General features: G+C 34.5%; 21 protein-coding genes. 14 read left to right on the plus strand and 7 right to left on the minus strand.

What is annotated here, in order from left to right:
- Positions 1 to 69: 69 nt before the first annotated feature.
- Positions 70 to 675: an IMPACT family protein gene (locus ACTF54_RS02545; protein WP_347202423.1), complete on the plus strand. Its 606-nt coding sequence runs from the start codon at positions 70 to 72 to the stop codon at positions 673 to 675.
- On the opposite strand, the gene ACTF54_RS02550 is transcribed toward ACTF54_RS02545, so the two are convergent.
- Both ACTF54_RS02550 and ACTF54_RS02555 read right to left on the minus strand, forming a co-directional pair.
- Complete coding sequence (locus tag ACTF54_RS02550) at positions 672 to 1,241, minus strand: pyridoxamine 5'-phosphate oxidase family protein (protein ID WP_438968674.1); 570 nt, start codon at positions 1,239 to 1,241, stop codon at positions 672 to 674. The genes ACTF54_RS02545 and ACTF54_RS02550 overlap by 4 nt on opposite strands.
- Positions 1,242 to 1,280: 39 nt before the next feature.
- Positions 1,281 to 1,685, minus strand: a complete 405-nt coding sequence (locus ACTF54_RS02555; protein WP_438968675.1) for an acyl-CoA thioesterase — start codon at positions 1,683 to 1,685, stop codon at positions 1,281 to 1,283.
- 195 nt (positions 1,686 to 1,880) lie between these two features.
- On the opposite strand from ACTF54_RS02555, the gene dnaA reads away from it, so the two are divergent.
- Entirely contained in the window at positions 1,881 to 3,308 is a 1,428-nt protein-coding gene (dnaA, locus tag ACTF54_RS02560; protein WP_347195504.1) for a chromosomal replication initiator protein DnaA, read from the plus strand.
- Positions 3,309 to 3,315: 7 nt separating this feature from the next.
- The gene (locus ACTF54_RS02565; protein WP_347195505.1) at positions 3,316 to 3,771 is read left to right on the plus strand and encodes a low molecular weight protein-tyrosine-phosphatase; all 456 of its coding nucleotides are present in this window, start codon (positions 3,316 to 3,318) and stop codon (positions 3,769 to 3,771) included.
- A gap of 93 nt (positions 3,772 to 3,864) precedes the next feature.
- On the opposite strand, the gene ACTF54_RS02570 is transcribed toward ACTF54_RS02565, so the two are convergent.
- The 4 genes from ACTF54_RS02570 to ACTF54_RS02585 all read right to left on the minus strand — a co-directional run bounded on the left by ACTF54_RS02570 (position 3,865) and on the right by ACTF54_RS02585 (position 7,603).
- Positions 3,865 to 4,920 carry an AMP-binding protein gene (locus ACTF54_RS02570; protein WP_438968676.1) on the minus strand — a complete coding sequence of 352 codons (1,056 nt, stop codon included), beginning with the start codon at positions 4,918 to 4,920 and terminating at the stop codon, positions 3,865 to 3,867.
- A 6-nt stretch (positions 4,921 to 4,926) separates the two neighbouring features.
- Positions 4,927 to 5,889, minus strand: coding sequence for a lysostaphin resistance A-like protein (locus ACTF54_RS02575; protein WP_438968677.1), 963 nt, complete (start codon positions 5,887 to 5,889; stop codon positions 4,927 to 4,929).
- Positions 5,890 to 5,891: 2 nt separating this feature from the next.
- Positions 5,892 to 6,935 carry an o-succinylbenzoate synthase gene (locus ACTF54_RS02580; RefSeq protein WP_438968678.1) on the minus strand — a complete coding sequence of 348 codons (1,044 nt, stop codon included), beginning with the start codon at positions 6,933 to 6,935 and terminating at the stop codon, positions 5,892 to 5,894.
- Positions 6,936 to 7,150: 215 nt separating this feature from the next.
- Positions 7,151 to 7,603, minus strand: a complete 453-nt coding sequence (locus tag ACTF54_RS02585) for a DUF4442 domain-containing protein (protein WP_438968679.1) — start codon at positions 7,601 to 7,603, stop codon at positions 7,151 to 7,153.
- 181 nt (positions 7,604 to 7,784) lie between these two features.
- Between ACTF54_RS02585 and ACTF54_RS02590 the strand changes: the two genes are divergently transcribed.
- From ACTF54_RS02590 to ACTF54_RS02605, 4 genes are all read left to right on the plus strand, one after another.
- Positions 7,785 to 8,285, plus strand: coding sequence for a DUF4870 domain-containing protein (locus tag ACTF54_RS02590; protein WP_347195510.1), 501 nt, complete (start codon positions 7,785 to 7,787; stop codon positions 8,283 to 8,285).
- Between the two features lies 1 nt (position 8,286).
- Complete coding sequence (locus ACTF54_RS02595) at positions 8,287 to 8,628, plus strand: PadR family transcriptional regulator (RefSeq protein ID WP_347195511.1); 342 nt, start codon at positions 8,287 to 8,289, stop codon at positions 8,626 to 8,628.
- Entirely contained in the window at positions 8,625 to 10,379 is a 1,755-nt protein-coding gene (locus ACTF54_RS02600; RefSeq protein ID WP_347195512.1) for a PspC domain-containing protein, read from the plus strand. Before ACTF54_RS02595 ends, ACTF54_RS02600 begins: the two co-directional genes overlap by 4 nt.
- A gap of 123 nt (positions 10,380 to 10,502) precedes the next feature.
- Complete coding sequence (locus tag ACTF54_RS02605; protein ID WP_438968680.1) at positions 10,503 to 11,327, plus strand: GIN domain-containing protein; 825 nt, start codon at positions 10,503 to 10,505, stop codon at positions 11,325 to 11,327.
- A gap of 95 nt (positions 11,328 to 11,422) precedes the next feature.
- Here ACTF54_RS02605 and trxB read toward each other — a convergent pair whose 3' ends face one another.
- On the minus strand, positions 11,423 to 12,409 hold the full coding sequence (trxB, locus tag ACTF54_RS02610; RefSeq protein WP_347195514.1) for a thioredoxin-disulfide reductase: 987 nt from the start codon (positions 12,407 to 12,409) through the stop codon (positions 11,423 to 11,425).
- Between the two features lie 153 nt (positions 12,410 to 12,562).
- On the opposite strand from trxB, the gene ACTF54_RS02615 reads away from it, so the two are divergent.
- The 7 genes from ACTF54_RS02615 (at position 12,563) to ACTF54_RS02645 (ending at position 18,351) form a co-directional block, all read left to right on the plus strand.
- Positions 12,563 to 13,111 carry a cupin domain-containing protein gene (locus ACTF54_RS02615; RefSeq protein ID WP_347195515.1) on the plus strand — a complete coding sequence of 183 codons (549 nt, stop codon included), beginning with the start codon at positions 12,563 to 12,565 and terminating at the stop codon, positions 13,109 to 13,111.
- 241 nt (positions 13,112 to 13,352) lie between these two features.
- On the plus strand, positions 13,353 to 14,885 hold the full coding sequence (gene nhaC, locus ACTF54_RS02620; RefSeq protein ID WP_347195516.1) for a Na+/H+ antiporter NhaC: 1,533 nt from the start codon (positions 13,353 to 13,355) through the stop codon (positions 14,883 to 14,885).
- 53 nt (positions 14,886 to 14,938) lie between these two features.
- Positions 14,939 to 15,817, plus strand: coding sequence for an MBL fold metallo-hydrolase (locus ACTF54_RS02625; protein WP_438968681.1), 879 nt, complete (start codon positions 14,939 to 14,941; stop codon positions 15,815 to 15,817).
- A 7-nt stretch (positions 15,818 to 15,824) separates the two neighbouring features.
- Positions 15,825 to 16,736 carry a patatin-like phospholipase family protein gene (locus ACTF54_RS02630; RefSeq protein ID WP_347195518.1) on the plus strand — a complete coding sequence of 304 codons (912 nt, stop codon included), beginning with the start codon at positions 15,825 to 15,827 and terminating at the stop codon, positions 16,734 to 16,736.
- A 355-nt stretch (positions 16,737 to 17,091) separates the two neighbouring features.
- Positions 17,092 to 17,727: a peroxiredoxin gene (locus ACTF54_RS02635; RefSeq protein WP_347195519.1), complete on the plus strand. Its 636-nt coding sequence runs from the start codon at positions 17,092 to 17,094 to the stop codon at positions 17,725 to 17,727.
- Positions 17,728 to 17,810: 83 nt separating this feature from the next.
- On the plus strand, positions 17,811 to 18,122 hold the full coding sequence (locus ACTF54_RS02640) for a thioredoxin family protein (RefSeq protein ID WP_347195520.1): 312 nt from the start codon (positions 17,811 to 17,813) through the stop codon (positions 18,120 to 18,122).
- A complete protein-coding gene (locus tag ACTF54_RS02645) occupies positions 18,103 to 18,351 on the plus strand; it encodes a DUF6952 family protein (protein WP_347195521.1) in 249 nt (82 codons plus the stop codon). The genes ACTF54_RS02640 and ACTF54_RS02645 overlap by 20 nt, the downstream gene beginning before the upstream one ends.
- The last annotated feature ends 56 nt before the right edge of the window (positions 18,352 to 18,407 follow it).

Here is an 18,407-nt window from a genome sequence, read left to right on the forward strand (position 1 = left end):
ACTTTTATTAAAAAGTATTGCTACCACAACTAGATAAAATCATCTAGTTTATTTTTCTTTGTAGCAATCATGAAAGACTCCTATAAAACTATAGTAAAGCCAACGGAGGAAACACTCTACAAAGACCGTGGTAGTAAATTCTATGGATATGCGTTTCCTTTAACAACTGACGAAGAAGTAAATGATCTGATAGCACCTTTGCGCAATATCCACCCTAAGGCTGGTCACCATTGTTATGCCTGGAAACTAGGTCCTGGTGAGGATAATTACAGAGCAAATGACGATGGAGAACCTAGTCATAGCGCTGGAGACCCAATCTTAGGCCAGATCAATTCTTATGAGTTGAGCGATGTTCTTGTAGTAGTTTCAAGGATATTTGGTGGTACTAAATTAGGTGTAGGAGGATTGATATCTGCTTATAGAGAAACGGCTAGAATCGCCCTTAGCAATTCAAAAATTATCACCAGAACTATAACAGCAAGAGTAGAAATTCATTTTGAATATCCACAAATGAGTCAGGTTATGCGCTTTATAGATGAACATAACTTTAGAATAGAGCATCAAGAGTTAACGACCACCTGTTTTATGACCATTGCTGTACCAAAGTCAAGACAAAAAGAAGTTGCAGACCTTATAAACACAATGTATCCCATATCAGCAAAAATACCTGCTTAAGGTACTATCCATTGTCCTTTCCAGTCGTTTTCGATTTTGAAGATAGCACGTAAATGATTAGGACGTTTAAGTCTTAAATACTCTACTGCATGTGGAATAAATCTAAAAGGCTTGAAGTGGTTCTCTTTTCTAGCAACATAATCTACATCATCAGGGTTTTCAATTGCACTACCAGGTGCTTGTAATGTCGTGTAATCTTTAATCGCTTTCTCAGAAACTTTTTGAAATAATCTTTTTATTTCATCAGGGTCATCAATTTGCACTAGAATTCCATCTAGTCTTAATTGCATGAGCTTTTTAGGATGGTAAGCAAGTATACAGGCATTTTCATTTGAATTGACATCAGATACTTTTACAGATCTTGAGTCTGTAAAAATTATACATTCTAGAGATTCTGAAATTTCCCTCAACACCACAGTTCTTGAACGTGGCGTATTTTGTTCATTAACCGTTGATAAAGTCACATATTTAAAAGGGTGCTTTTTCTTATGCATCGCAGCTCTTAATTCAAGTTTTAATTCGCTGAATAATTCTTGTAACATAGTATTGATAATATTTGTTGACACCTCGCTTTCGCGAAAGCGGATGTATAAAATTACCCAAAGTTAAAATAATCGTTGACATGCTTCTACAAATTCTGGAATAGGTTTTCTCGGTCTAAAAGTATGAGCATCTGTAAAAACCAAAGTGAGGTCACAAGTAGCACATATTACATCACAATTGTTAACTATTTCATACTCAAAAATGACTCTTGCTGTAGGTAGTGCCTTTAATCGAACTTTCACCGAGATTACGTCATCAAATTTAATTGGCTTTTTGTACACTATATCGATTTTATAAACCGGTAAAAGAATACCTTCTTTTTCCATTTTTTCATAGGAAAAACCTAGGCTGCTTAACCATGCTAATCTCGCTTGCTCCATGTATATCAAGTAGTTAGAATGATGAATTATACCCATTTGATCTGTTTCTGAGTATCTAGGCGAAATATTAATTTTAAAAAAAGACATAATTTTAGGGTTCAAATATTTGGTTATAAATAAAAGAAAAACATTTGCAACTTTTTTTTAAGAAATCAAACTAAAAATAAATTTTTTTTAAGCTTTTTTATACACATATTTGTGATCTATTAAAAAGAAGTATTCCGACTCTGATTTCCACTTTTTTGATAGTACCAACCTTAACATTCAAAATTAATCTGATTTATGGCAGCTACAGCAGCATCGGTATGGGAAAATTGCCTAGTTTTTATAAAGGATAATATAGCTTTACAAGCATACAAAACCTGGTTCGCTCCAATTAAGCCTGTAAAGCTAACGGATACCGCTCTAAGTATTCAAGTCCCCAGTCGTTTTTTTTACGAATGGTTAGAAGAGCATTATATTAAGTTATTGAAAGCCGCCCTTACTCGTGAGTTAGGTGAAGGTGCAAAATTAATTTATGCGATCAGAATGGAAAACCCTACAAAGGGTATGGAAGCGTTTACTGAAAAAATCCCTAGTAGTAATCGATCTATTAATAATTCACAATCTGTCGACGCACCAGTAAGAAGCAAAAGCCCAGAACTTAAAAATCCATTTATAATTCCTGGAATTAGAAATGTAAAGATAGAATCGCAACTTAATCCTTCTTATAATTTTGAAACTTTTTTAGAAGGAGACTCTAACAGGTTAGCACGTAGTGCAGGAATGGCAGTTGCTAACAAACCTGGTGGCACGTCTTTTAACCCTTTATTGATATTTGGTGGTGTAGGTTTAGGAAAAACACACCTTGCCCACGCCATAGGTGTAGGAATTAAAGAAAATTATCCAGACAAGACCGTACTATATATTAGTGCAGAAAAATTCACACAACAATATATAGAGTCTGTGCGAAAGAATAATAGAAATGATTTTATTCATTTTTATCAAATTGTGGATGTTCTAATTGTAGATGACATTCAATTCTTTGCTGGTAAAGCAAGTACTCAAGATGTTTTCTTTCATATTTTCAATCATTTGCATCAAAACGGTAAGCAAGTTATACTTACCAGTGATAAGAAACCTGTCGACATGCAAGACATCGAGCAGCGCTTGTTATCTCGATTTAAATGGGGTCTAAGTGCAGAGCTTAATCATCCGGATTATGAAACTCGTGTTTCTATAATTCAAAACAAATTATATCGCGATGGTGTAGAAATGGATGAAGATGTCATCCATTACCTTGCTGATAATATTAAAACAAACATTAGAGAACTGGAAGGAGCCATTATTTCATTAATTGCACACTCTTCATTCAATCGCAAGGACATTACCATAGAACTAGCTCGTAAGATTGTAGAAAATTACGTAAAGAATACAAAACGAGAAATCTCTATAGATCAAATCCAGCAAGTAGTAAGTGATTACTTCTCTATGGATGTTGAAACACTGCAGTCTAAAACACGTAAACGCCATATCGTTCAAGCTAGACAACTAGCTATGTACTTTTCTAAAAAGCTCACAAAGGCTTCTCTTGCAAGTATAGGGACGCAAATAGGTAAACGCGATCATGCGACCGTTTTACACGCTTGTAAAACAGTAGATAATCTAGCAGCAACTGATAAACAATTCAATAAATACGTAGAAGACTTGCGTAAAAAACTATCCAACTAGAGGTAAAATGACGAACATATTAATGATATGTTTAGGTAATATTTGTAGATCTCCACTGGCCGAAGGCTTGATGAGATCTAAACTCAATTTTACCAAATTTACAATAGATAGCGCTGGAACAAGTGGCAGTCACAAGGGACAAGCACCTGATAAAAGATCCATTGAAATTGCAAAAAGTAATGGTCTAGATATTTCCCAACAGCAAAGTCGCAAACTAGTAAAAGAAGACTTTCAAAAGTTTGACTTTCTTTATGTCATGGATGAATCTAACTATAGGGACGTGCTGGAAATGGCAACAACAGAAGAAGAAAAGAATAAAGTTGTTAAAATACTTGACGAGCCTTTTCCTGGAGAACATCTAGATGTGCCAGATCCTTATTATGGCGGTTCAAAAGGCTTTGAAAATGTTTATAAAATGCTAGACACAGCAACTGATGTAATTGCCAAAAAGTTAGGTAATTAATTTTGAATCGAATTCTGTAAAAATAAAGAATCCCATTAAATCGATGATTTTAATGGGATTCTTTATTTGATATAATCAAGGAAGATTAAATAACTAACGATTTTCAGAGAATATTTTTTCTAAGGTTGTGCGTTTATCAATCTTACCAGTATGTGTTAAGTTAAATTGATTCACAAAGTAAATTTCTTTAGGGACTTCAAATTTCCCTAATTTTTTAAATGCATGTTGTATCTCTTTTTCTTCTCCTTCAATAACTAAAATTACTTTTTGACCTAATTCTTCATCTGCTTTGCTTGAAACAAAGAAAGACTCTGTAATATGTTGGGCTAATTTTTCTTCTACTTGAACCGGATGAACTTTTACAGATCCCGTGTTGATCACATCATCTACTCTACCTAATACTCTAAATTGATTATGATCGATAATTTCAACTAGGTCATTAGTCGTTAAGGAAGTGTAAGCAAAATCTGGGGCATGAACGATCAGTTTACCTTCTTCATCTTGTTCAATAGTCACGTTCTCAACAGTAGAATAAAACTCTTCGTAGGTTGGATACAGTTCTCTAACTGCAATATGAGAAGCTGTCTCAGTCATTCCATAGGTATGATAAGCTCTTGTATGTTTACCATTAAGGTCGTTCACTAGTTTTTGAGAAACAGCGCCACCACCTATAATTACTTTTCTAGTTTTATAAATATTATCTAGTGATTTAGCCAATTGTAATGGAGACATTGCTGTAAAGTCATAACGCTTTGTTGCCTTTTCTAATGGCGTCGTGCTAGGCTTTACTAAATCAAGTTGCCATCCTAAGGTCATCGCACGCACCAGCATCATTTTACCAGCTATGTAGCTTAAAGGTAAACAACAAAGGACGTCTTTTTCTGCGTCTATATCAAAACGCTTACCTGTCATTACAGCACTATTAATCATGTGCTGTTTATTCAATTTGTACTCTTTAGGAACACCAGTAGAACCACTCGTTCTAACTGTTACCACATCAAAGTTATCTAACCAGCTTAGAAGGAAATCACCTATTTGTTTTTCCCATTCTTCACCTTCTTTGATATAACTATAAGCAATAATCATGACACCTTCATGATTCAAAGAGTGACCATTTAATTTAAAAGTCGGATGTATTTTTGGAATCATAATTTCTTAATTTTCAAATTCATTATAAGTATCAAGTCCATCAAGCTTAAAAAATTCTTCTTTACTTAGAACTTTACCCAATAATTTTTCTTTCCAATTTTTCCATTTATAAATTTTTCCTAAAATGATTAGCAAAATAGGATAGCCAATAAAAATAGGAAGCGTATCCATTATTCCAAATTCAGGAATAGGAGATGTATCCAAGTAAACTGAATCTGTTTGGATTGCAGTCCATGTTGCCGTCATCAATAATGCGCCTATAATATTATTTGCAGCATGAAAACCGAGTGCAAGTTCTAACCCTTCGTCTAACAATGTCATAGCACCAAGAACTAATCCTGTTCCAATGTAAAATATCATAACAGTAAATCCTAATTTTTCTACTTCTGGATTTGCTGCGTGCATCAAACCAAAAAGTACAGACGTAACGATCCAAGAAATTGCTCTACTTTTAGTAGCGATACCTAAACCTTGAAGCAACTGACCTCTAAACAAGTATTCTTCAAAACTTGTTTGAAAAGGAAACATTAATAATGAAATAACAAGCAAAGGAAGAAACTTTGTCCAATTAAATTGTAATTCATAATTCTCTGGAACAGCATATACAGTAATCATCGTAGTTGCGGCAGAAAATGTTCCCCATAGCAAAAACATGAATCCAATCCTTTTCCAATCAATATTCTGACGTGATGTTGTAAAACTAGTTAGCGATTGCTGGTGAATATATTTTACCCATAAGAAAACAACTAACAAACCAAAAACAAATATGATCAAGTTGACCGCGAGAAAAACATTTTTCCCCATTTGCTCAATCATTTGATTCATCATAGCTTCCATAGACTGATCACTCTCTGAAATCATTGCTTTAGTTGCAACATAATTAAACAGCATGAAAAGAATAAACAGTCCTGGAATCACAAAAAAGTTCCAAGTTCCTAATTTACCTTTATAACCTTGTTCTATGTACATATTTATAAATTTAAATCATTAGTAGTCCAGCCGGCAGATGTGTTACACCACAAATGACCCTTTTTAATTTCTAAAGGTGCGTCTATATTATTAGTGTAAAGCGATCCTGTTCCTAGTCCTTGAGGCATTTTATTACCTAAAGTATAAGTAAACTGTGCAATTGCATTTAAGCCTACATTAGATTCCAATGCACTGGTAATCCACCAATTGATACTTCTCTCTGTTGCCAGATTGACCCATTCTCTACTACTTTGAAAACCACCTACTAAAGCTGGCTTCAAAATAATATATTGCGGTTTTATAGTCTCAAGACATTTCATTTTTTCTTCTCTATCATAAAGACCTATCAATTCTTCATCAAGAGCAATATCTAGCGGTGTTTGCTCACAAAGTGCTGCCATTTCTTGCCATTGACCTTGTTTAATAGGTTGCTCGATGCTATGCACTTGGTATTTTGATATTTCCTCTAGCTTTTGCATTGCATTGTCTGGAGTAAAAGCGCCATTTGCATCTACTCTTATCGTGATTTCGCTTTCGCGAAAGCGAGAACGTATCAGTTTTAACAGACTTATTTCTGCATCAAAATCAATCGCGCCTATCTTCATTTTAATACAGTCAAAACCAGCTTTCAGTTTCTCTTCTAGTTGCTGTATCATAAACTCTTGATCGCCCATCCATACCAACCCATTGATAGAAATAGAATCCTGACCTTCTGTAAACATAGAAGGAAATAAAGTAAAAGGATCACTAGATTGTAAGGATTTAATTGCCATTTCATAACCAAATAATATGGATGGCCATTCTTTCAATTCTTGCATCATTTCTGCAGGTGAAATGGAAATGTAATTACAAGTCCACTGAAGCTTTTCTTCAAAACCAGGTCGGTCATCGATGGAAAGACCTTGAAACATATTGATCTCTCCTATTCCTTTTTTCACACCGTTGTCAAGAATCAAGAACCACGTGTTTTTAGTTTTAAGTACACCTCTTGAGGTTCCTGCAGGTTGCTTGAAATTAAGGACGTATTTCTGTATCATTGCTTTCATGAGGTGAAGATAATTACTGAATTGTAAATTATTTAGATATTAACAAAGTTTACGATAGAACTAACAGGTCCCTGAGAAATTTGGAACCTATTCATTTCATTGATTAAAATTCTCGAACCAAATTTTCAGAAGTGAGACTGTTCAGTTGACAAACTTGTAGATAGTTTCTAAGAGATTCCAGATGATTTGCTTAGGCAAATTTCTGGAATTAAAAACTACCCTTTCCTCTTCACTGTCCATTCAAACTGCAACTCGCTTACTTGCTCGCCTTCTTCATTTACTCCATTTGATGTCATCCACAAGGTTTGTCCTTCTCCAGTGTCGATTGTTTTCCTTATGGCTTCTTTTATAGCAAGTCCATCATGGCATTTAAAAGTAATAAGTCCAGTAGCTTTTTTTGTAAAAGTTGCTTTATTATTTACCACGAGCATAGATACTTTGGCATCACTTTTTTCTATGTAAGACATGACTAATGCACCTGTAGAAAGTTCTGCAGCCATGGCTTGTACCGCAAAATACATGCTGTTAAATGGATTTTGATTGAACCATTTATGTTTTACAGTTACTGTACAGTTTTTATCATCAATTTGTTGACATCTTACACCTGTCCACCAACAACTTGGTAACTTTAAAAAGGTAAAAGCATTGATTTTTTTAGGTGTGATCATAAAATTAAAATTTATTTTCAAAATATTTTGAGATATACAAAAGTAGTGAAAAGGCTTGTATTTATTGCGCTTTCGCGAAAGCGAAACTATCTAACAACTGGAGTCAAATAAAAATATTTAGTACTTTGTATTGCATAATACTATCTTTTAAATATATATTTGCATAAGAAAATAATAGGCTATGGAATCAACAAATCAAAATAATCACCATAATATCGCTACTGGTATTCATTTACTGACCTTCGGTAAATGGCTTTTTCCTTTAGGGAATTTTGTGCTGCCCATTCTTTTATGGATGATCAATTCTAAAAAATCTGACTTTATAGATAGACATGGTAAGCAAGCGATTAACTTTCAAATAAGTATGACACTTTACACCATCATTCTCGCTTTTATAGGCGGTGGAATAATAGTAGGCTCTATGATTTCTGGTGGTCCTAGTCTTTGGGAAGCGATGGATCATGGCGGTGGTTTTCCATTTTGGAATGATATGGGAATATTTAGCACCATTATCGCCAGTGGAGTCGTTTGTGGTACATTAATATTTGCTCTAGGAGTTATAGATCTAGTTTGTACCATTAAAGCGGCAATAAAAGCTCATGATGGTGAGGATTATGATTACCCTTTAACGATAAATTTCATACCTCATCACCATGAGGTAGAAACGTCAAATACAAAATAACATGAAGATAGAAAACACAAAAGCGCAAATGCGCAAAGGCGTACTGGAGTACTGCATTCTATCCATCTTAAAAGAAGAAGATGCTTATGTAGCAGAGATTCTAGACACTTTAAAAGGTGCAAAAATGTTGGTAGTAGAAGGTACGATTTATCCTTTACTCACCAGACTTAAAAATGCTGGCCTTCTCAATTACCGATGGGAAGAAAGTACTGGTGGACCACCACGTAAATATTACGGACTTACTGAAACAGGTAAAATTTTCTTGACCGAACTTACGACTACCTGGGACGATCTTAAAAACGCAGTTAACCTAGTGACCAAATCAAAAACAACAAAATCATGAACAAGACCATCAATATAAACCTAGCTGGGCTGTTCTTCCATATAGATGAAGATGCCTATCAACGACTGCAACGTTATCTAGCGGCGGTGCGTAAATCATTTGCCGGTACGAGCGGTGCTGACGAGATCATGAGCGATATAGAATCACGTATAGCCGAGCTTTTTCTTGAAAAAAGAGCTAACGATCAACAGGTTATTTCTATAAAGCATGTTGAGGAAGTGATCAGTATAATGGGGCAGCCTGAAGACTATGAAGTAAATGAAGAGATCTTTGAGGAACAAACCTCTAGAAAAGCTTATCGACCTAATGGAAAAAACAAGCAATTATTTAGAGATACACAAAACGGTTATGTAGGCGGTGTTTCTAGTGGTTTAGGCTACTATTTAGGCATAGACACTATTTGGGTGCGTGTAATATGGGTCCTATTAGTGCTTTTTAGTGTGGGATGGGTGATACCTGTTTACATCCTATTATGGATTCTCGTACCTGATGCTGTTACTACAAATCAGCGTCTCACAATGATGGGTAAAGAGGTGAATATCTCTAACATAGAAGAGAACTTTAAGCAGGGTTTTGAAACTGTGGTTGATGGGCAGACCGACGCCAGCCACCATATAGTAGGTCAAAAAGGAAAGCGTGGTTCTATAAAGTTCTTCAGCTTTTTAGGAAGATTGATAAAAGGCTTTTTTAAAGCTTTGATTAAAATAATTGGACTAGTTGTTTTTCTTGCTGCCACCACTGGACTTATAGGTTTACTAGTATCTATGATTACAGCAAGCTTTATCAATGTGGATGGTCAGAATTTGATTCATATCTTTGATCTGGTCGTGCCGCATCATGAAGCTTCATGGATTTTATTAACTGCTATCATATTAGCAGCTGGAATTCCTTTATTCTTACTTGCTATTCTAGGTCTTAAGTTGTTAGTCAACAATTTAAAATCAATTGGGGTTCCTGCAAAAATTGTTCTTGTAGTACTCTGGATCATATCCGTTATAGTAATTAGCATATCTATAGCTAGAATAGCAGCAAGTCAGGCTTATGACGGAAATGTTATTGAGGTACAAGACTTTGAAATAGAGGAAGAAAAAGTATTTGAATTGGAATTATTAGATGTTTATGATCTAAATGACCAAGTTTTTGTAAAAACAAATGGTGTTAAATTTATTGATTATAATGGTGAGAAAGCTATTAGAATGAATGAAGTGCGCGTTGCGATTGCTGAGAGCAGAGACAATAAAGCTCATGTAAACCTTAATTTCAAGGCAAAAGGTGACTCTTTTGAAACCGCTAAAATTAATGCAGAATCCTTGATTTATGAATATAAAATTACTGACTCTACTTTTATAGCACCGGACTATGTTATTGCTCCAAAGGGCTCTGGACTTTTTAATCAAAAAGTAATTGTTACTATTTATTTACCTAAAGGCACAAAAGTGAAAATGAATAAACGATTTGAAAAACGATATACGACTTGGTATTCTGATGATGCATTACATATGAATGGCAGTTATGATAATACGTACCAATTGAAAAGTGGCAAAGTAGTATGTTTAGATTGTCCTGTTCCTGAACAAAATAAATCTGACGATATAGATAATAAAGCCCCTGATTCCACCACAACTACAGATGGTAAATGGAAATATTCTGAATCGCAGTACAAAAAAGAAGCAGTAACGAAATCTAAAGTCGGACCAGTAACGATCACTAAGACTATTAAAACGGAGCCTAAAAGAGTTCCAATAAAATAGGCATTCAACAAGATTGATTTTCAAGTTGACGTTCTACCCTTGTGATTGAGAAGTAGAACTCTTAGCCGCTCCATTTCATGATGGAGCGGTTTTTGCTTTACATTTGTAAACTAAATTATTACAATGAAAAAGATATTACTTTTTGTTTTTGCATTGACAATTACAATAACAAGCGCACAGGATTTAATTAAGGTAAAGGGAAATCGCGAGGTAACAACAGAGATCAGTCCTATTGATTCTTTTGAAACACTAGAGATAAGTGAAGATTATGAAATCACACTTGTACCTGGATCTTCCTCACAAGTAGAAATCACTACAGATTCTAATTTGCATCAATATCTTGCCGTTTCTGTAGTAGGCGGCAAACTAGTAGTAACAACAACCGCAAGAATACGTTCTAAAAAAGAAATGAAATTTAGAATCGTTTACGGACCTGAATTAAAGAAAATTACCGTTAAAGGAGATGCACAGCTATCTTCTTTAACAAGTCTTGCCTTCGAAGATCTAGAACTAAATATAGAAGAAGATGCAAAGGTCTTTATAACGGCAAACGTAACTAGATTAATTCTAAACGCTGAAAGAAGTACAACGTCAGAATTAAATCTTTCTGGTAAGAAAGCGGTTATAAATTTAAAAGACAATGCAGACGTAGCAGCATTGATCAAGTATGACTATTTAGAGTTAAGCATGAAAGATCGTGTTGATGCTAAAATTGAAGGTGATATTAACAATGGTCAACTTAATTTATCTAGTCGTGCAAATATTGAAGGTAAAAATCTTGTTTTTGATGATTTAGATCTGACTATCAAAAACTATGCAACTGCAGAGATTAATGTGAAAGGAAAACTTACACTTCACTCTAGTGACGAAGGTGATGTTACACTACACAATACTCCTAAAATAGATATGAAAAACTTTTCTGGAAAATCAGTTTTAGAAAAGCAATAAAACATTTATCTGAAAATAACGCATTAAAAAATCCTCTATGAATTTCATAGAGGATTTTTAATTGGAATAAATTCTATTAGAGAAAATAATCTGATTTAATCTATATGATAATCTCCAGCTTTTACCTCTTCTACTTCTCCTATATCTGCAAGGTAGCGCTCTGCATCTAGAGCTGCCATACACCCAGTACCTGCAGCGGTAACTGCCTGTCTATAAATTTTATCTTGCACATCTCCAGAAGCAAAAACACCAGGAAGATTTGTTTTTGTAGATCCTGGAATCGTTTTTAAATATCCATCATCGCCCATGTCTAATTGACCTTTGAAAATATCTGTATTAGGCTTGTGACCTATTGCGATAAAGATACCTGTGATTTCAATCTCGTGCTTTTCTTGAGTTTGATTGTTTACAATACGCAAACCTTCTACCACTTGATCACCTAAAACTTCATCCACTTCAGAGTTATATAACACCTTTATGTTGTCAAGGCTGTTTACTCTGTGTTGCATCGCCTTAGAAGCACGCATATGATCTTTACGCACTAACATCGTTACACTTTTACAAATTTTGGCCAGGTAGGAAGCTTCTTCAGCGGCAGTATCTCCTGCTCCTACTATGGCGACATCTTGGTTCTTGTAAAAGAAACCGTCACAAACTGCACAAGCACTCACACCACCACCACGTAAACGTTGTTCACTAGGAATGTTCAAATATTTTGCAGATGCTCCTGTAGAAATAATTACCGTATTAGCCTCAACTTTTGTTTTGCCGTCTATAATAGCAGTATGAATACCACCTTTTTCTTTAGCGAGATGTACTTCAGTAACCATACCTATGCGCACTTGTGTACCAAAACGCTCTGCTTGCTTCTGTAAATCTACCATCATTGCTGGTCCATCAATTCCATCTGCATAACCTGGAAAGTTATCTACCTCGGTAGTAGTAGTTAGCTGTCCACCTGGCTCCATTCCTGTATATACGACAGGTTTCATGTCTGCACGAGCCGCATAAATAGCTGCTGTATAACCTGCAGGTCCTGAACCTATAATCAAACATTTTATTCTTTCTATATTCTCTGACATAATTCTAAAACTTTGTATGATTCTATCTGTAAATTTATTTCTCACAAATCTTACACAAATGTAAGAGTATGAAATAGGAAAATCTCATTCTTATGATCACTATTTATTATCTGTTTATTAAGGTTTTCCATAAGCAGCAATTATCTTTGAAAAATGCCTCAAGTTTATATAAATCCTATTACAAAAGAAAAAGCTACTATCCTTAAAACAAGTGAGCAAACTAATGGTACGTATACCTTAATTGAAGTAAAACTGCAACCAGGCGGCGGTAATCCCATTCATTTTCATGAGCAGTTTACAGAGCATTTTTTTCCACAAGAAGGCATTTTAGGTGTTCACTATTTAGGAAAAGAGATTTTGTTAAAACCCAATGAAGATTTTAAAGTACCACTCTTAGACGTGCATCGTTTTTATAATCCTAATGATCAACCGATTATTTTTAGAGCCAAATTAGAACCAGGACAACCTGATTTTGAAAACTTCATGGCCGTGCTTTTTGGTCTTGTACGCGATGGAAAAACATTTAGCAAAAATCAAATTCCCTATAATCCATTTCATGCATTCCTTTTATTTGATTGGGGCGACACACAAGTAGATCATTTTATATTTAGATTATTTAAACCTTTGATTTCATTGTTAGTAACGCTTTCGCGAAAGCTAGGATATGAAAAACGTCTTCTACAGAAATATAAAAATCAGTAATAATATATTTTTTACAAAGACTTACAAGTAATGTGCGGAAGGCACTTTATAACAGGATTCTAATGTTGATATTTTTTAAACTAATTCGACACTTTTACCTTATTAATGAGTAGATTGATTGTTCGGCTTTCGCAAAAGCGACATAATAACAATTGTTTTTAACAAAAATACCACTGAATTCCAGTTCTGGCTTGGAACTCAAATTTCAAAATCGTAACATTACAGTTCACCAATTATATTTATGGAAAGCCAAAATATCAATCAAGAAGACGAAAAAATTATTGAAAATCAAGAACTGAATATTTGGGAAGCGTTGATTCCTGTTATAGCATTGATAGGAATGCTTGCTTACAATGTTTTTATTTTTGGAGATAGCGCATTAGGAGGAACGAATCAATTTATCCTAATTCTGGGTGGTGCAATCGCTGCAATTGTCGGTTTTAAAAACAAGGTTTCTTATCAATCCATGGTTGAGGAAGTTGCACAAAATCTAAAATCCACCACTGGCGCAATATTAATACTCTTAATGGTAGGAGCACTTGCAGGAACGTGGCTGGTGAGCGGTATCATTCCTACTATGATTTATTATGGACTGGACATTCTCAATCCGACTATATTTCTTGCTGCATGCGTTATCATTTGTGCAGTTATATCTGTCGCCACTGGAAGTAGCTGGACGACTAGTGCGACTGTAGGTATTGCGTTAATAGGAATTGCAGGAGCCTTAGGCATTAGTGCAGGAATGACGGCTGGTGCGGTATTGAGTGGTGCTTATTTTGGTGATAAATTGAGCCCTTTAAGTGATACCACTAACCTCGCTCCTGCTATGGCTGGAACAGATTTATTTACACATATCAAGTACATGACGTACACAACCGTACCTACTGTTGCCGTGACTTTGATTGTATTTGTGATATTAGGATTTACAAATGATACCACTGGCGCTGCTGATGTTTCTCAATATCAAAATGCTATAGACGCTACATTTAATACGAGTCCATGGTTGTTTGTTGTGCCAGTAGCAGTGATTGCTATGATCGTTAAAAAAGTATCCCCTTTAATCGCTTTATTAATAGGTACATTACTCGCTGGAATTTTTGCTCTTATTTTCCAGCCAGATATCGTACTAGCTATTTCAGGAGTGAAAGAGTGGAGTTTTGAAGCGGCTTATAAAGGTATTATGAACTCTATTACCATAAAGACAACAGTAAACCCTATATCTGATAATCCCAAAATAGTAGAAGAGCTAGCAGGCCTTTTTGAAGGAAAAGGAATGGAATCTATGTTGGGAACCATCTGGCTGATTATTTGCGCGATGGTTTTTGGCGGTGTGATGGATGCCATAGGCGCTTTAAGCCGTATTTCTCGCAGTTTACTAGATTTATTTAGTAGCACTTTTGGATTGTTCTTTAGTACCGTTGCCAGTTGTCTTGCTATTAATGTAACTGCAAGTGATCAATACCTAGCACTAGTAGTGCCTGGTAAAATGTATGAAAAAGCCTATCGTGAAAAAGGTCTTGCTCCAGAAAATCTATCTAGAACACTAGAAGATTCTGGTACAGTAACTTCGGTTCTAATTCCATGGAATACCTGTGGCGCTTATCATAGTAGTACTTTAAGTGTAAGTGTAGCAGATTATGCACTCTATGCTATTTTCAGCTGGCTTTCTCCTATTATGACCTTAATTTTTGCTGCTTTCAGTATCAAAATAAAACAACTCGTCACTAAACAACCTACCATGAGCACAATAGGTGAAGATCCATCACAATTATAAAAGAGATCTTTTTGATACACTAGTATTCTAAATTTACTTTCAAATTAAACAAAATGAAAAGATACTATTTTACTATTCTCTTACTATTACTAGGTATACTAGCCGTTGCTCAAGACAGATTTGAAAATGTAGAAATAACAACTACAAAATTAACAGATCGAGTTTTTATGTTACAAGGAGAAGGTGGAAATATTTTGATACAGGTTTCTGAAAATCAGGTAGTCATGATCGATTCACAATTTGCTCCCTTAAGTGATAAAATTAAAAAAGCGATTGCTACCATAACTGATTTACCTATCTCTTTTTTAATAAACACACATCATCATGCAGATCACACAGGTGGAAATAAGAATTTTAACAGTGAAGATGTAACAGTAATTGCTCATAAAAATGTTTTTGTACGACTTGAAAAAGATGGAAAAAAAGAAGTCTTTCTACCAGAAAAAATCATTGAAGAAGACTATAAACTTTCCTTACCAGATGACAACAATTTAATCATTCATGTACATAACGCTCATACAGATGGTGATAGCTTCATTTACATGACAAAAAGTAATGTAGTGCATATGGGTGATGTGTTTTTCAATGGACGCTATCCATACATTGATATAGCATCTGGCGGATCTATTACTGGATACATAAATGCTCAAGAAAAGATATTATCTACTATAAATGAGGAAACAAAAATAGTGCCTGGGCATGGTGCTCTAGCCAGTTATGAAGATCTAGCCAGCTATATTCCTATGCTTAAAGATTTAAAGAACCAAATAGAAAAAGCTTTAACTAATGGTAAGTCTCGTGAAGAAGTAGAAAAAGATAAACGAATAACAAAAGTGTACGACAAAAATGGTTTTGGAGAAGGTTTTATAAGTTCAGAAAAAATAAGAACTACTATTTACGACAGCCTTTTGTTAGAAGCAAAAAGTAAATAATACGACTATGAGAGCGCTTGTTATTTCTGGCGGTGGCAGCAAAGGAGCTTTTGGTGGTGGCGTGGCTCAATATCTTAAAGAAGAATTAGGACATAAGTACGATTTATATATAGGTACATCTACAGGCAGTTTATTGATTTCACATCTCGCTTTAGATAGAATAGAAAAAATAAAGGAAGTGTATACCAGTGTCAACCAATCTTCTATTTTTAGTCGTAGACCATTTTTAGTAAAAACAGATAAATATGGACAGGATCAAATAAGTATTAATCATTTTAAAGTGTTGCGCAATTTCTTTAGAGGATCTAAAACCTTTGGTGAAAGTAAAAACTTAAGAAAGCTGATGAAGAAAACGCTTTCTTTAGAAGAATTCAACAAGCTTAAGAATAGTAACATAGATGTCGTGGTTACGGTTTCTAATATTTCTATGAATGAAACCGAATACAAATCTATTAAGGATTTTGATTATGAAGATTTCCTTGATTGGATCTGGATTTCTTGTAATTACATACCTTTTATGAGCCTAGTTAGAAAAAACGGTTGTGAATATGCAGACGGTGGTTTTGGTAGTATGGTACCGATTAAAGAAGCTATAGATCGAGGCGCTACAGTAGTAGATGTCATTATTTTAGAAACAGAAGTTGCTTTTTATAATAAAATGCCTTCTAAAAATGTGTTTTCGCTTTTATCTAACTTGCATGAGTTCATGATGGATCGTATTGAAAAACAAAACATAACCATAGGGAAATATGTAGCAAATAATCACGATGCTATAATCAACTTGTACTATACTCCTACTGTTCTCACGACAAATTCTTTGGTATTTAAAAAAGAAAAAATGGCACAATGGTGGGAAAGCGGTTATCAATATGCCGCAAGTAAAAATGTAGAGCTCAATGAGATTAAACCAGAAGAATAAAAGAGCTCTAATTGAAAAATATTTATACCAATTAGAACGATGGCGCAAAAGAATTTAAAACCTGTAATCTTAAGCTTTGATTAAAGACGATCTCTTTACGAGAAACAAAAATCTCCCTAACAGATCGGTTATTTATCATAGAAGACCAACTGTAAAACAAATCTTTCTCATCCTAATACAGCAGTTAAAATTATTTTAAACCACTCAATTATCAGGACAACCTATCCTTAAAGCTTTATTAAATAAGTAAAAACTATTGTGATATTTACTAATGAGATTGAAAATATTCCGCTTTCGCGAAAGCGGTCACTACTTTTACAACTTGAAAAACAGATTAATTTTTAAATAAAAAAACATGGCCATAGTAGGTAAACAATTTCCAAATCTAGATGTAGATGCAATGAATGAAATGGGAGATACATTTAAATTAAATGTATTTGAAGAAGCTAAGAATAAAGGAAAGAAAGTTCTTTTATTTTGGTACCCAAAGGATTTCACTTTTGTATGTCCTACAGAATTACATGCTTTTCAAGAAGCTCTAGGTGAGTTTGAAAAAAGAAATACTATCGTAATAGGTGCTTCTTGTGATACTCCAGAAGTACACTTTGCCTGGTTAAATACTCCTAAAGATAATGGAGGAATTGAAGGTGTGACTTATGATATTCTTGCAGATTCTAACCGCAATCTTTCTGGAACACTTGATATTCTAGATATAGAAGTAGAATATAATGATGAGATCGAAGACAACATCCTAGTAGGTGATAACGTATCTTATAGAGCAACTTACTTAATCGATGAAGAAGGAGTAGTATTTCATGAAGGTGTCAACCACATGCCAGTAGGTAGAAACGTAAATGAATTCTTAAGAATGATCGACGCATATACTCACGTACAGAAAAATGGTGAAGTATGTCCTGCAAACTGGGAAGAAGGAAAAGAAGCAATGAGTGCAAATCGCAACGCTACTGCAGAGTATCTTTCTAAAAACTAATTAGAAACATAATAAATTTAAAGAGGAAAGTAGAGAGATATTTCTTTCCAACTTTCCTCTTTTTTTTCACTAAAAATTATACAATGCAAACATTAGATCAAGATAATTTACAAGAAATCGTTGCTGGAAATGAAACGGTTGTTGTACAATATATGGCATCATGGTGCGGTAACTGCCGTGTAATGAAGCCTAAGTTTAAAAAACTAGCTTCAGAAAATGAGAATACGGTTTTCATACTTGCTGATGCGGAGAAATTTCCAGAATCACGCAAACTAGCGACTGTAGATAATTTACCAACGTTTGCCACTTTTAAAAATGGCGCGTTTGTTAATCAAGTACAGACTAATAAATTTGAAAACTTAAAAGACCTAGTACATGAAGTTACCAGTAATTAGACATTTACAAAAAAACGCTAGTCCTGAGTCTCTAGAAGCAACTCTTGAAGTACTAGAAAGCTTTACTGAACACAGATCTGTAACAGATGAAGAAATGGATGTGGTAGGTGAGTTAATAACAAATATATGTGGTGCGCTAGAAGTTCACCAGAATGTTGCACAAGGAATGAGTGGTGTAGAAGCTGCTAACGCTTTTGCACAAAAAGTAATGGGGTCTATAGATCAATAAAAACAGCCCATTTTAATAAAAAAGCCTTTACTCTTTATAGATTAAAGGCTTTTTTA

The sequence above is a fragment of the Nonlabens sp. genome (assembly GCF_965657255.1).
Lineage (GTDB): Bacteria > Bacteroidota > Bacteroidia > Flavobacteriales > Flavobacteriaceae > Nonlabens.

Bases quoted from the DNA above. Each gene is read 5' to 3' on its own strand.
- ACTF54_RS02545 (WP_347202423.1), top strand. From the start codon at position 70: ATGAAAGACTCCTATAAAACTATAGTAAAGCCAACGGAGGAAACACTC.
- ACTF54_RS02555 (WP_438968675.1), bottom strand. From the start codon at position 1,685: ATGTCTTTTTTTAAAATTAATATTTCGCCTAGATACTCAGAAACAGAT.
- dnaA (WP_347195504.1), top strand. From the start codon at position 1,881: ATGGCAGCTACAGCAGCATCGGTATGGGAAAATTGCCTAGTTTTTATA.
- ACTF54_RS02565 (WP_347195505.1), top strand. From the start codon at position 3,316: ATGACGAACATATTAATGATATGTTTAGGTAATATTTGTAGATCTCCA.
- ACTF54_RS02570 (WP_438968676.1), bottom strand. From the start codon at position 4,920: ATGATTCCAAAAATACATCCGACTTTTAAATTAAATGGTCACTCTTTG.
- ACTF54_RS02575 (WP_438968677.1), bottom strand. From the start codon at position 5,889: ATGTACATAGAACAAGGTTATAAAGGTAAATTAGGAACTTGGAACTTT.
- ACTF54_RS02580 (WP_438968678.1), bottom strand. From the start codon at position 6,935: ATGAAAGCAATGATACAGAAATACGTCCTTAATTTCAAGCAACCTGCA.
- ACTF54_RS02585 (WP_438968679.1), bottom strand. From the start codon at position 7,603: ATGATCACACCTAAAAAAATCAATGCTTTTACCTTTTTAAAGTTACCA.
- ACTF54_RS02590 (WP_347195510.1), top strand. From the start codon at position 7,785: ATGGAATCAACAAATCAAAATAATCACCATAATATCGCTACTGGTATT.
- ACTF54_RS02595 (WP_347195511.1), top strand. From the start codon at position 8,287: ATGAAGATAGAAAACACAAAAGCGCAAATGCGCAAAGGCGTACTGGAG.
- ACTF54_RS02600 (WP_347195512.1), top strand. From the start codon at position 8,625: ATGAACAAGACCATCAATATAAACCTAGCTGGGCTGTTCTTCCATATA.
- ACTF54_RS02605 (WP_438968680.1), top strand. From the start codon at position 10,503: ATGAAAAAGATATTACTTTTTGTTTTTGCATTGACAATTACAATAACA.
- trxB (WP_347195514.1), bottom strand. From the start codon at position 12,409: ATGTCAGAGAATATAGAAAGAATAAAATGTTTGATTATAGGTTCAGGA.
- ACTF54_RS02615 (WP_347195515.1), top strand. From the start codon at position 12,563: ATGCCTCAAGTTTATATAAATCCTATTACAAAAGAAAAAGCTACTATC.
- nhaC (WP_347195516.1), top strand. From the start codon at position 13,353: ATGGAAAGCCAAAATATCAATCAAGAAGACGAAAAAATTATTGAAAAT.
- ACTF54_RS02625 (WP_438968681.1), top strand. From the start codon at position 14,939: ATGAAAAGATACTATTTTACTATTCTCTTACTATTACTAGGTATACTA.
- ACTF54_RS02630 (WP_347195518.1), top strand. From the start codon at position 15,825: ATGAGAGCGCTTGTTATTTCTGGCGGTGGCAGCAAAGGAGCTTTTGGT.
- ACTF54_RS02635 (WP_347195519.1), top strand. From the start codon at position 17,092: ATGGCCATAGTAGGTAAACAATTTCCAAATCTAGATGTAGATGCAATG.
- ACTF54_RS02640 (WP_347195520.1), top strand. From the start codon at position 17,811: ATGCAAACATTAGATCAAGATAATTTACAAGAAATCGTTGCTGGAAAT.
- ACTF54_RS02645 (WP_347195521.1), top strand. From the start codon at position 18,103: ATGAAGTTACCAGTAATTAGACATTTACAAAAAAACGCTAGTCCTGAG.